The sequence below is a fragment of the Haloarcula amylolytica genome (genome assembly GCF_049705545.1).
In the GTDB taxonomy this organism is placed as follows: Archaea; Halobacteriota; Halobacteria; order Halobacteriales; family Haloarculaceae; genus Haloarcula; species Haloarcula amylolytica_B.
In genome coordinates this window covers 145,832-158,138 of sequence record NZ_JBNAMU010000002.1, presented here as the reverse complement: position 1 = coordinate 158,138, position 12,307 = coordinate 145,832, and the positions used below count along the sequence as shown (strand labels likewise).

Sequence of the window (12,307 nt, the reverse complement as noted above, 5' to 3'; positions counted from 1 at the left end):
TCGGGAGGTATCGACTGTCGCTCACCCTTATTTTATAAGTCACGATGTCGTTGATTCATTTATCCCGCATCGTCTGTCACGGTGTGGTGGTCCGGTCCAGCACTATGCCAGTCAATATCCTCGTCCCGGTCGACGGCTCGTCGCACTCGTTTGCAGGCCTCGTGTACACGCTCGTGTCGTTTCCAAACGCAACTATTACTGCTTTACACGTCCGCGGACCGGGACAGAATCTACCGCCGGAATTCGATTCGCCGGAACAGGACGACGAGCAACTACAGCAAACCGGAGACCGAACCATCGAACGTGCGACCGAGATTGCATCGGAGTACAACTGCGAAGTCACGACTGCACTCAAGCGTGGGGAACCGCATCGCGTGATACTTGAGCACATTTCCGAACACGATATCGATCACGTCGTAATGGGGAGTCACGGCGAATCGTCGGTTGCTCACCCGTTTCTTGGCCACGTCACCGAGGCAGTCGTTCGACGAGCACCGGTCTCGACGACGATCATCCCCGAATCTCGACCCGAACTCCTTCGACGGGAGTTTCCGGGCCGCATTTTGGTGCCAGTCGACGGGTCAGAACAATCTCTCGCTGCGCTCGAATACACTGTCGATCGGTTTCCAGAAGGTCGAATCACAATTTTCCACGCTGTCGCCCCACCGCTCGGCTATGAGAGCGGGGCCATCGACGAGGGCTTAGGAGATTTCATTGAAAACCTGACTAAACGGGGAGAAACGATCCTCGATTCGGCGGTACAAACAATCGAGGACGACGACCTCGTAGTCGAGACGCATCTTGGGCACGGAAAACCGGCCCGGTCTATCATCGACTACGCCAGCGAAAACGAGGTCGACCAGATCATCATGGGGAGTCAGGGGCGCTCTCTTCCGGCACGAATCATACTCGGAAGTGTCGCTGATACTGTTTCACGTCGATCGACGGTTCCCGTGACGTTGATTAAAGGTCGACCCGTGTGACTGTAATATCTGATATTATCGACGTACCGGGGAACCGTTATCTGCTCGCCAAGAGAGCACCGACTGTGTCTCGAAATAAACTACACGGGATCACGCGATACATATCGAACCAGGTGCAAAAGGGAGCCATTCTCGAACCAATAACAGAGGCGGAAACGCTCATACGCCGCTCCCGGTGTATCATCAGGCGGCGTCGTCACTGCCAGTGACAATGGCGTGAGGCTGCCGGCGGTCACGACATCGTCGGTGTACGTCCCAGTTAAACAGCTCCCGGACCGAACGTGTGCGAGCCAGTTCCGACAGTCGTGTCAGACACGCCTCGGCGTTACATACGTCCGCCAACACCTCGACAGCGGTGAGATGTCGGGGATACAGACGGGGATTCGAACGGTCGATTCGGAGATTTGCATCCGGAACGGTTCGTCGGTGAGTGCGAAAGCACGGATTACGGGAACTGTCCGCCCCCTCGGTCCCGCCGAGTTCGATCGGTGCGCTCACTTACGTAGGGGTCGGCGAAAGGCGTTCCTCTCACTCTCGTCCCGTCGTACTCCTTGATTCGTCCCATGGTGTGCGAACCGCTCCCGAAAGACTCCGTCGGAGTCGGTCAGTGCGCTCTCGAATCACAGGACATCGAGTCGAGCTTTTCGATCACGACTCCGAGACAGACGCTTCCAAAAAAGAGACCGAGTGCACTTCCGAAGAGTAGCGGACCGATACTCCCCGTAGCTTGCTCTATCACCGAAACGAATACGCGAACGTCGAGCGCGACGATCACGAGAGCGCCGATTCCGTTAAATATCATGTCGAGGATCGTATCGCGGAGGCCGTAGTACTCGAGAACCGGCGGTCTGTCGATATACTCTCCGATTTCGCGTGCAGCGAGTTCGATAAATTCCCAGAACACGCCGACCCCGAGCGTAAAAAGTACCGTGATGAGGGTTACGTAGAGGTCCCTGAACTGCGGTTCGAGCGGGTGTTGAATATGGATCTGAAGACTCGCATAGACGAGTGCTGCGATGAAGGCCGCCGAGATGGAATGCGTAAGATGATCCCACCACCAAACGGTGTCGTACCATCCTAGCATACCTATCATGTGAAGCAATCCTGCAACTGCGATCCACGCCGGGAGCGCCGGGCCAAACGTGAGATACGGCCCATTCCCGAGCGCACTTGCGTATTCGACGAGTCTCGGTGTGAGTGCGAAGACGACCGAGACAATGCCGTTGACGATCGCTGAGACGTTTTGTGATACCAGTCCGAGAATCACCGTCACGACGATCCCCGCGAGTGAAACGAAGAAAACACCGTGTAAAACACTCGTCATGATACAACCGATCATTGTGATGAATCAATAAAATCGTACGCATGTTACTGCCCCCTGCTTCGCTCCGTCTGCCGCCTTCGCTCGTTGAGACCGAGGGGTACCGTTTTGAACGATGCTGATAGCAGTCCGTCCCATCTCGCTAAAATTGCCGTTCAGAGCGCGGGGTTCTCCACATCGATAGAGGGAGCGAATCACCGGTATCGATAATGTCGTTGGGGGATGTCATCGAAGCGTCTCCGCGAACCAATCTGCCGCCACGTCGGCGACTTCTTCCAGTTCTCTCTCCCCCTCGAAGAGGTGCCCCGCCCCCTCGACGACGTGTAGTTCCTTCTCACACGAAAGTTGATCGTACGCCTCGCGGTTGAGTTCGAGTACCTGCGTGTCGTCTCCGCCGACGATGAATAACGTCGGTGCCCCGACCTCGCCGAGCCGCTCCTCGGCCAGATCGACACGTCCACCGCGTGAAACGACGGCATCGATATCACCACCTCTGCGCGCCGCTGCCCGTAGCGCGGAGGCAGCACCCGTACTGGAGCCGAAATAGCCTACGTTTAGGTCGGCAGTATCGTCGCGGTCGCGTAGCCACTCGGTAACGGCAACGAGACGAGTTGTCAACAACTGGATGTCGAACCGGTTGTCACGATCTGTATCTTCCGCTTCAGTGAGCAAATCGAACAGGAGCGTTCCAAGCCCCCGCTCGCGAATGACCTCTGCGACGAAGTTATTACGGGGACTCTTGCGACTGGAGCCGCTCCCGTGGGCGAAGACGACCAGCCCCGTCGCACCGTCTGGTATTTCGATCATTCCCTCGAGTTCGACATCGTTGACCGGGATCGACACGAGATGTTCGGATGGCTGACTCATAAGTGAATTCACATTTTCGTCGGATTTTACTGCTACCATGGTTCTTATGACATGAGAATATCCGCAGGCTACTGGGCCATCGTTCCCGAAGATACACTAATGTCTGAATCTCGCCGATTCAAAGACCGCACCGAGGCGGGAGAACAACTCGGAGACGCGCTTCGAAAGCGGGAGCTAGACGTGGACATCGTGCTTGCAATCCCCCGTGGCGGGCTCCCGCTCGGACGGGCCGTCGCCGACACGCTCGGCGTCCCGCTCGACATCGTTGTCGCATCGAAAATCGGCGCGCCGGGTAACCCCGAATACGCCATCGGTGCCGTCGCCCGCAACGGGAGCGTCTGGCGTAACGAAGAGGCCTTCCGCGGGACGGGCTCCGACGAGGAACATTTCGAACAGGAGCGCGAGAAGGAAGCAGAGAACGCACGTCAGAAGGCCGAGCGCTACCGAGGCGAGCGAGCCGAGCCCGACCTGACCGGGAAGACCGTCGCCGTCGTCGATGATGGGGTGGCCACGGGTTCGACCGTCAGAGCGTCCCTCCAGATGCTCCGAGAAACCGACGCCGAACGCATCGTGCTGGCGGTTCCGGTCGGACCGCCCGACACCATTAACGAGTTAGAGGAGTTGGCTGACGAGGTGGTCTGTCTCAAGACGCCGAGTAGCTTCAGGGGGGTCGGCCAGTTCTACGAGCGGTTCGACCAGGTCTCTGATGAAGAGGCGATGGCGTACCTCGAATCGTCGTCCTGACTCTCGGACTCATCGTCCCCTAGTCAGGAAACACTCTGAATTGGTTCAGTAAACCTCCTCGGTCACCATCCGACGAACGAACTCCAGTCCATAGAAGACGTATCCCCCGTTATCGATGTTTCTTGAGCCGATCTCATCCTGTCGCGACCCAGAAACACCCGGAAGTGAATCCTGACGGCCGGACCCTACTTGTAAGCCTGTTCGCCCGCTTTAATGGCTACATCGAGCCAATTCTCCGTCGGCGGAAGCGGGCATTCGTAGTCGTCGGAATACGCACAGGTCGGATTGTAAGCCTGGTTGAAATCGAGGATCCACGTGCCATCGGCTGTCTGGTGGGTATCTGGTTCGAGATCGAGATACCGGCCCGCACCGTAGGTTTCCTCACCACTGGTCGCATCCCGAAACGGAACCCACAGTCGGTCGTCCTGTGGAACACTCTTGTACGCCTGGAGCGTAACGGTCTCGCCGTCGATCTCGAATCGAAACTCTCCCCACTGAAGATAGTCCTGCTCGCCGTCGGCGCTCGTTCCCACTGTTACTGTCGTTTTGCTCTCGTACTCGTGTAGCGGCAGTTCGAACCGATACTTCTCTTTAGGCGGATAGTACTCGAGGCCGTCGAACGATTCTCTGTCCTCCGGTGGGAGTGGCGAACGGGGGTTCGTTCCGAAGTAGTCATCTTTCGCCTCACGCTCCTCTTGAATAGCAGTCTTCCAGTCAACCATCATGATCTAGATATAGGTGTCGCTGGCCTCTATGCCTTCGGCCATTCTACGTTGGTGGGAATAGTATCCGGGCTCTTAGCGGACCCGTTACGTCGTTGAAACTATGACGGAAACCTTCGTTGTAATCGGCGGGGATGCCGCTGGAATGAGCGCCGCAAGCAAAGCCAGACGCGAGGACCGGGACCGTGAGATTCTCGTCTTCGAGAAGGGAGACTGGGTGTCGTACGCCGCGTGTGGGATGCCCTATTACGTGAAAGGCGACGTCGACTCGCTAGACGAACTCGTCCAGGTCACCCCCGAGGCTTTTCGAACAGAACGGGACATCGATCTGCGGACGAATCACGAAGTCGTCGGTATCGATCCAGTAGGACAGACGGTGACAGTATCGGCAGACGATAACCGCTTCGAGCAACCGTACGACCAGCTACTCGTCGCAACGGGGGCTCGGGCAATCGAACCGCCGTTCGCCGGCATGGACCTTGATGGGGTGTTCACTATCCACAACATGGACGAGGCCGATGCCATTCACACGTACGTGACAGAGACCGACCCCGAGACGGCGGCCATCGTCGGCGGCGGCTACGTGGGAATCGAGATGGCCGAGGCACTCGCCGGCCGCGGGCTGGACATCCACCTGTTCGAGATGCTTCCGCATGTCCTCCAACCGTTCGGCGAGTCCGTCGCGACGGTCGTCGAAGACCACCTTCGAGAACGAGACGTCGAACTTCACCTAGATACGCCCGTGGCAGGATTCGATGGCGAAGAGACCGTCGCCTCGGTCGACCTCGATTCGGGGACGGTTCCGGCCGATATCGTCATCGTCGGTGTCGGCGTCGAACCGAACGTCGAACTCGCCGAAGACGCCGGCATCGAAACCGACGAGACTGGTGCTATCGCCACTGACGAGTACGGCCGGACGAACTACGAGACCATCTTCGCAGCAGGAGACTGTGCCGAGGCGACGAACGTCGTTACCGGCGAGGCCGACCACGTCCCGTTAGCACTGACCGCAAACCGTGCGGGACGGGCAATCGGCCAGACGGTCACGGGGACGCCGACGGAAGTCGGTGAAATCGCCGGCACGGCGATCGTGAAAGCGTTCGACCTCGGAGCAGCACGAACGGGTATCCTCGACGAGACGCGTGCCCGGGACGCGGGATTCGATCCGATTTCCGTCGAGATCACGGCACCGACGCGAGCCCATTACTATCCCGGCGCAGAAGAACTGACGGTCACGCTCGTTGCCGACCGCGAGTCGGAGCGTGTGCTCGGAGCGAGCGTCGTCGGACCCGAAGGCGTGAAACGAATCGACACAATCGTGACTGCACTCCACGCGGGCCTGACCGTCAGCGAGGTAGAGAACCTCGATCTGGCGTACGCGCCACCGTTCAGCCCCGTCTGGGATCCGATTGCGACTGCTTCGAAGGTTCTCGCGGGCTCGCTGGAGGACGCAGCGTGACACCACTCGATCTCCGCGCTGACATCCCCGCCCTCGAAGAGGTCATCTATCTCAATACCGGAGCGAGTGGCCGAGTCCACGTCGAGTCGTCACGGCCGCGGAGACGTTCCTCGAACACCACGAATTCGAAGCACCCGCTGCCGAAGGCATGTACACGGCCGCATCCGATACCGATGGCGACGTCCGAGCAACTGTCGCTGAATTTCTCGGTGCCGATCCCAGCGAAATCGCCCTGAGACAGCAGAGCACGACGGACGGAATCAACCGTGTTGCCTGCGCGCTCGAGTGGGAGCCAGACAACGTCGTCGTCAGGACGACCCTTGAGCATCCCGCTGGAAGCCTACCCTGGCAACGATTCGAGCGCACTCGCGGACCCGACGTTCGGTTCGTCGGGAGCGACGCGGGACGGCTGGGTATCGACGCCTACCGGGCGGCAGTCGAAGGAGCGAAACACGTCTGCGTCAGTTCGCTCACGTGGAACTACTGGACTCGACTGCTGATTGAGACGCTCATAGCCGAGCTCAAGGAGACATGGTGTTTCACGCCCCTTACGCCACTGGAGGGATTACTGTTCGCGCGGTCGCCATAGTCCGCTTGTGTCCCTAATTAATCACTTACGATGAGTAGTCTGGAAATTCCAGACCTATGAGAATGTCCCTCTCGTTATAGGTGCCCGCTGGTCGGTGAACTAGACGGAGACAACACCAATGCCAATCGAAGACCTCGCCCGCGAGAACGTCGTCAGTGCCAGCCCCGAAACATCGGTCCGCGAACTCGCCCAACAGATGCGGGACGAAAACGTTGGGAGCGTCGTCGTCACGAACGATAACAGCCCGACCGGAATCGTCACGGATCGGGATCTGACGACGCGCGTGCTCGCCGAAGAGACCGCTCCGGCCGACCAGACTGCCGACGACATCATGTCGACTGACCTGTGTGCGGTCGGCCCCGACGCAGGGTTCTACGAGGCCGCAGAGGTGATGAGCGAGAACGGCGTGCGCCGCCTCCCCGTCTGCGACGAGAACGACGAACTCGTGGGTATCATCACCGCCGACGATCTGACCGAACTCCTCGCCGACGAAACCCAGCAGCTGGCGTCGGTCATCCAGGCGCAACGGCCCGAATACTAAATTCAGCTCCTGAACCGAAATCGGGGCTACAAATCTACTTTTTCAAAGGAATGCCGAGACTAGTAGGATGCCACGATACGGAGTTCTCCGTGACTTCTGTCACGAGATCAACATCGGGGTTCTCACAATCGGCTTCGACTGCCGCGACGGCCCGCTCGAAGCCCTCCCCGACAAGTACCACGATGGGACAGTCACGGAGAAACCCAGACAGTACCGGAGGAATCGTGAGGAAGGCTACGAGTTGCACGCCCCCGTCCACAATGACCGCTACACCTTCAAGTGGGACGAGGCCAACAGTACCCTGGATTTCAGTGTCGTGACATGCTCGAAGACCGCTACGACTTCGAGCATCCCGAGCTCATCACGCTAGAAGTTCGTGGCAACCCGCAGTGGAACGGCGACGACAGCCGCCTCGGACTCATCTACGACGAGCACGCTGATCGACTTCGCGTTCAGCAGCCTGCTCGCATTCAACAGACATCCTGCAACAACGGCCTTCTGAGCGGAGAGGAAGTCAATTACCTGACGACTGCGATAGTCCGTGTCAGGAGGCCCAATTCAGGATGAAGAACCAGGAAATCGCCACCATGCTCCGCGAGATCGCGGATTTCCTCGAAATCCAAGAGGAAGAGTACAAGCCACGCGCCTATCGAACGGCCGCACGGAATATCGAGTCGCTCTCGGAAGATATCGAGGGCATACACGATCGGGGAGAACTCGAAGGAATCGAGGGCGTCGGAGAGTCGATCAGCGAAAAGATCGCAGAGTATCTCGAAACCGGGGAGCTGGAGTACTACGAGGATCTCAAGGCCGACCTTCCCGTCGACATCGAGGCGATCACGAGCGTCGAGGGCATCGGTCCAAAGACGGCCAAGAAACTATACCTCGAACTCGATGTCCAGACGCTCGACGATCTCGAGAGCGCAGCCGAGAAGGAGGCAATCGCCGACCTCGAGGGGTTCGGCGAGAAGTCACAGCAGAACATCCTCGACCACATCGAACGGGCGAGAGAAAGTCAAGAACGGATGCTTCTCGGCCGGGCCTTCCCGATCGCACAGGCCATCGAAACCCGACTGCACGACGACGATGCGTTCGACCAAGTGGACATCGTGGGCTCGTTCCGACGGCGCCGACCCACCGTCGGCGATATCGATATTCTGGCGACCGCGTCCGATCCGGAGACAGCGATGGAGCGCTTCTGCACGCACGACGACGTGAAGGAGGTCCTGTCTCGAGGCGAGACGAAGTCGTCGGTCGTCGTCTCCGGCGACCTACAGATGGACCTTCGGATCGTCGACGAAAAAGAATACGGCTCTGCTCTCGTCTATTTTACAGGTTCAAAGGACCACAACATCACCCTCCGGAATTGGGCGATCGACCGCGACTGGAAGCTCAACGAATACGGTCTCTTCGACGTCAGTGGGGTCGACGCTGAGGAGGACAGCCAACGTTCCGGCGAGCGTCTCGCCAGTGAGACCGAGGCAGACGTCTACGACACACTGGACCTCGCGTGGATCCCCCCAGAACTCCGCGAGGATACCGGGGAAGTCAACGCAGCGGCTGCAGAAGGACTTCCCGAGCTGGTTGAAATTGACGACGTTCGCGGCGACTTGCAGCTGCACACCGACTACTCCGATGGGTCCAACAGCGTCCGCGAAATGGCCGAAGCTGCGGCCGAGCGGGAGTTGGAGTACGTCCTCGTCACCGACCACGGGCCACACGCTCCGATTCCGAGCACCCTGGACGAGGAGACGTTCGAGGAACAAGTGGCAGCTGTCGAAGCGGCCGATGAAGACCTGGATATCACGGTCCTCCAAGGAATCGAGGCCGAGATCACCGCAGACGGACTGGAGATTCCCGAGTCCTGGGTCAACCGCTGTGATCTGATCGTCGCGGGGATGCACAGCACCTTGTCCGATCCCACCGAACGGATCGCGGATGCGCTCGCAGAATTTCCGATCGATATCCTCGCTCACCCATCCAATCGATTGCTCAACGAGCGAGAACCGCTGGATATCGATACGGAGGCCGTGATGGAAACGGCCGCCGAGGAGAACGTGGCGATCGAGATCAACGCTCAATCCCAGCGGCTCGATCTCGATTGGGCGTCAGTGAAAGAGTATCGCGATACGGTTTCGTACGTCGTCAGTACGGACGCGCACACGACCGGCGAACTGGATTCCATGCACCTGGGGGTCGCGCAGGCCCGTCGCGGGTGGTGTGAAGCGAGCAACGTGCTGAATACGCATTCGCTCGACGATCTGCTGTCATTTTTCGAGTGAGCCTCCAACTCACGACAGCAGATACGGTTTGGCGTTCGCTCTTTGAGAAGAGTGTCGGCGTCTCAAATCAAGGAGATATCGGGCCGGTCCACGGCTCCTTACAGACATTCCCCGTCGGTCAAAGAACAGTCGTAGGGAGCCGCTAGCTGGCACTTCCGCAACGAGAAGTGTTCGGACGTTCGAATCAGCTAATCTCGATCTGTTTGCCCTGCGTCATCGGTTCGCTCTTGGGAAGGCGGACCGTCAGGACGCCGTCATTGAACGTGGCCGAGATCTCGTCCGCATCCACGCGCTCCGGGAGGGATATCGACCGGGCGACCGATGCACGGTGACGCTCTCGCTTGACGTATTCCCCTCTTCCTCTTCGGTCTCCTCCGCGTGTTCGGCTTCCAAGCGGAGCGTACGGTCGGTCACACGCACGTCGATGTCGTCTTTCTCGAACCCCGGCAGCTCGGCGGTCAGCACGAACTCGTCGTCCTTGTCTTCAAGATCCACCCGCACCGACGACGACACGACCTCCGGTTCTTCACTCCAGGTGCGGGCCATCTCCTCGAAGTCACTCTGCATTCGCTCAAAGAGGTGGCTGATCTCGTTGAATGGATTCGTTGGTCTTGCCATATCCGTCCGCAGCTACATCGGCTAGTCCGAAAGTATCCCTTCCCGATTCCAACCGCATGTGAAGACTCGCCACGAATAATAGTGAACTGGGCTTCCGTCAGTTTGTCACATAGGACGGACTTCGTCAGAAGTCTCTGGTCTTCAAGACGCCCGAAGCGAAGAAGGGTCCAGTACTGAGGGACGGCTACTACATGGTTGCCTTGATTCCGACGAAAGACCCATCACCGTACCCTTCTTTGATCGGTTCGCGCTCGTCGATCTCGTCGGGCCAGTGGTAGATGGTCTGCACGAACTCGAACTCCGAGAACCCCGCAACTTCGAGCGCGTCGACGAGTTCGTCAGTCGAAACGAACACGGCCTCTCGATAGAACGGGTTCTCCGACTTCTTCTCCTGATAGATCTGACCGACGGGGCTGTCCTTGTCGATATAGCCGATGACGAGCGATCCGTCCGGGCGCAGGACTCGACGGGCTTCAGCCAGTGTCTGAGGGATGTCATCGACGAAGCAGATCGTCGTGACGATCAGCGCAGTGTCGAATGTCCCGTTTCTGAACGGGAGGGATTCGGCGACGCCTTTGACCACGTCGATCCCCCGCTCGCGAGCGCGAACCAGCATCTCGCCAGCGGGCTCAAGTCCCACTTGCATCCCGAGAGGGGCAGCGAACCGAGCGCTGCCGACGCCGATCTCGATTCCGAAACCTGGCTGTGCGACCAGTCGCCGGAGCGCCTCGACTTCGGACTGATAGGCGGCTTCGTGTGTGTCGAACCAGCCCTCGTATCGCTCGGTGTATCGTTCGAAGGGTTCGGACTTGGGCATAGTGCTTGTTCACGCGTGGTTCCCTTACGAGTATTGGAGATCACGCAATGTATTCTGAGCCTCTGGGAGAGGCCTCTCAGATCAATCGCACCCCAGAAGAGTTACCCGACGATTCGAAAGTTGTTAACAATACATACTTGTACTGAGCAGTTGTTTCTGAGCTTTCTCAGAGGAGAGTTCACACCGAGGCTCAAATCCGCCGCATCGTCGTCACGACTTCCCACCCAATCACTCGCCACTGACAGTCGTTCCGGACGGCCTCGATCCGCTCGAAGCTGCCATCAGACCGAGGTTCGAACTCAATTTTGCGCTCGGGAACGCGGACGGGCCCATAGATGGACCCTTCGCGTCGGCGACAGAGACCGCACTCATCGGTTCAGCACCCGGACAGCCTGGTCGACCAGCGACTCGCCCAGCCGAACCTCGGACCAGCCACAGCACTCAACTGCTCTCACCGTTAATCGACTACCCGTTATTGAAACGGTCAGTACAGGCACGTAGCTAGCAGCTACTATGGGGTCCATTCGATCTCCTGCCCACCTATAATGAGTTTTAAATTATAGGAGAGTCAACGCCAGTTGCATGCCTTCTCGTAGGTCACTGCTCCTTGAGGAGATGGTCTGGCCAGAGGTCGAATCGGCGCTCAAAAACGGAACACGGACGGCGATCGTTGCTGTCGGTTCGATCGAACAGCACGGCCCTCATCTCCCGCTGAACATGGACACATTGGATGGTGACGAACTCTCCCGACGGATCGCAGAGCAGCTGGGAGATGCACTTGCTGCGCCGACGATTCGGCCTGGCTGTTCGGGACACCACATGGAGTTCCCGGGCACGATCACTGTCCCGCCCGAGACACTGATGGATGTGATCCGGGCATACTGCCGGTCGCTCGACGAACACGGCTTCGAACATATCGTCCTCGTCCCGACACATGGTGGGAACTTCGGCCCGGTCAAGACTGTCGCACCCGATGTCGGCCGAGAAATCGAAGCCACTGTGATTCCCCTGGCTGACCTTGACGAGCATATGCAGTTACTGAATGATGGCCTCAGCGAGGCGGGGATCGACTACGATCAAGATGTGATTCATGCCGGCGCAGCCGAGACAGCGGTGGTGTTGGCGGTGAATGAGGACTTGGTCAGGATGGAGAACATCGAGTCGGGCCTCGAAGGGCAGATTTCTACCGCTCGCCTGCTCAGCGAAGGGTTCAAAACGATCACTCAAAACGGTGTGCTTGGCGATCCGAATAAAGCAACGGCTGAAGCCGGCGAAACCATCATTCAGAACGTGGTGGATACATACGTTGATCACATCGAGAACGAACGTCGTTCAGTCTAAACATCCATCTCCACCGAGGTTGA

General features: G+C 58.5%; 12 protein-coding genes and 2 pseudogenes. 8 read left to right on the top strand and 6 right to left on the bottom strand.

What is annotated here, in order from left to right:
* Positions 1 to 104 precede the first annotated feature (104 nt).
* The gene (locus tag ACOZ4H_RS17385) at positions 105 to 983 is read left to right on the top strand and encodes a universal stress protein (RefSeq protein ID WP_424330527.1); all 879 of its coding nucleotides are present in this window, start codon (positions 105 to 107) and stop codon (positions 981 to 983) included.
* 604 nt (positions 984 to 1,587) lie between these two features.
* Here the strand turns inward: ACOZ4H_RS17385 and ACOZ4H_RS17380 are convergent.
* Positions 1,588 to 2,307, bottom strand: coding sequence for a hypothetical protein (locus ACOZ4H_RS17380; RefSeq protein WP_424330526.1), 720 nt, complete (start codon positions 2,305 to 2,307; stop codon positions 1,588 to 1,590).
* A gap of 222 nt (positions 2,308 to 2,529) precedes the next feature.
* Positions 2,530 to 3,171 carry a dienelactone hydrolase family protein gene (locus ACOZ4H_RS17375; protein WP_424330525.1) on the bottom strand — a complete coding sequence of 214 codons (642 nt, stop codon included), beginning with the start codon at positions 3,169 to 3,171 and terminating at the stop codon, positions 2,530 to 2,532.
* A 99-nt stretch (positions 3,172 to 3,270) separates the two neighbouring features.
* Between ACOZ4H_RS17375 and ACOZ4H_RS17370 the strand changes: the two genes are divergently transcribed.
* On the top strand, positions 3,271 to 3,915 hold the full coding sequence (locus ACOZ4H_RS17370; RefSeq protein WP_424330524.1) for a phosphoribosyltransferase: 645 nt from the start codon (positions 3,271 to 3,273) through the stop codon (positions 3,913 to 3,915).
* A gap of 185 nt (positions 3,916 to 4,100) precedes the next feature.
* Here ACOZ4H_RS17370 and ACOZ4H_RS17365 read toward each other — a convergent pair whose 3' ends face one another.
* Entirely contained in the window at positions 4,101 to 4,640 is a 540-nt protein-coding gene (locus tag ACOZ4H_RS17365) for a DUF1684 domain-containing protein (protein WP_424330523.1), read from the bottom strand.
* Positions 4,641 to 4,740: 100 nt separating this feature from the next.
* Between ACOZ4H_RS17365 and ACOZ4H_RS17360 the strand changes: the two genes are divergently transcribed.
* The 5 genes and pseudogenes from ACOZ4H_RS17360 (at position 4,741) to polX (ending at position 9,508) form a co-directional block, all read left to right on the top strand.
* Positions 4,741 to 6,096, top strand: a complete 1,356-nt coding sequence (locus ACOZ4H_RS17360) for an FAD-dependent oxidoreductase (protein WP_424330522.1) — start codon at positions 4,741 to 4,743, stop codon at positions 6,094 to 6,096.
* A 133-nt stretch (positions 6,097 to 6,229) separates the two neighbouring features.
* Positions 6,230 to 6,685: pseudogene (locus ACOZ4H_RS17355) on the top strand (aminotransferase class V-fold PLP-dependent enzyme); the annotation flags it as partial.
* Positions 6,686 to 6,803: 118 nt separating this feature from the next.
* Positions 6,804 to 7,226, top strand: coding sequence for a CBS domain-containing protein (locus tag ACOZ4H_RS17350; protein WP_424330521.1), 423 nt, complete (start codon positions 6,804 to 6,806; stop codon positions 7,224 to 7,226).
* 67 nt (positions 7,227 to 7,293) lie between these two features.
* The gene (locus ACOZ4H_RS17345; RefSeq protein ID WP_424330520.1) at positions 7,294 to 7,596 is read left to right on the top strand and encodes a hypothetical protein; all 303 of its coding nucleotides are present in this window, start codon (positions 7,294 to 7,296) and stop codon (positions 7,594 to 7,596) included.
* A 193-nt stretch (positions 7,597 to 7,789) separates the two neighbouring features.
* Positions 7,790 to 9,508, top strand: coding sequence for a DNA polymerase/3'-5' exonuclease PolX (polX, locus tag ACOZ4H_RS17340; protein WP_424330519.1), 1,719 nt, complete (start codon positions 7,790 to 7,792; stop codon positions 9,506 to 9,508).
* 184 nt (positions 9,509 to 9,692) lie between these two features.
* On the opposite strand, the gene ACOZ4H_RS17335 is transcribed toward polX, so the two are convergent.
* From ACOZ4H_RS17335 to ACOZ4H_RS17325, 3 genes and pseudogenes are all read right to left on the bottom strand, one after another.
* On the bottom strand, positions 9,693 to 9,815 hold the full coding sequence (locus ACOZ4H_RS17335; RefSeq protein ID WP_424330869.1) for an Hsp20/alpha crystallin family protein: 123 nt from the start codon (positions 9,813 to 9,815) through the stop codon (positions 9,693 to 9,695).
* A 74-nt stretch (positions 9,816 to 9,889) separates the two neighbouring features.
* Positions 9,890 to 10,054 (bottom strand): annotated as a pseudogene (locus ACOZ4H_RS17330) (Hsp20/alpha crystallin family protein); the annotation flags it as partial.
* Positions 10,055 to 10,313: 259 nt separating this feature from the next.
* Positions 10,314 to 10,943 carry a class I SAM-dependent methyltransferase gene (locus ACOZ4H_RS17325; RefSeq protein WP_424330518.1) on the bottom strand — a complete coding sequence of 210 codons (630 nt, stop codon included), beginning with the start codon at positions 10,941 to 10,943 and terminating at the stop codon, positions 10,314 to 10,316.
* Positions 10,944 to 11,525: 582 nt separating this feature from the next.
* On the opposite strand from ACOZ4H_RS17325, the gene ACOZ4H_RS17320 reads away from it, so the two are divergent.
* Complete coding sequence (locus ACOZ4H_RS17320; protein ID WP_424330517.1) at positions 11,526 to 12,284, top strand: creatininase family protein; 759 nt, start codon at positions 11,526 to 11,528, stop codon at positions 12,282 to 12,284.
* The last annotated feature ends 23 nt before the right edge of the window (positions 12,285 to 12,307 follow it).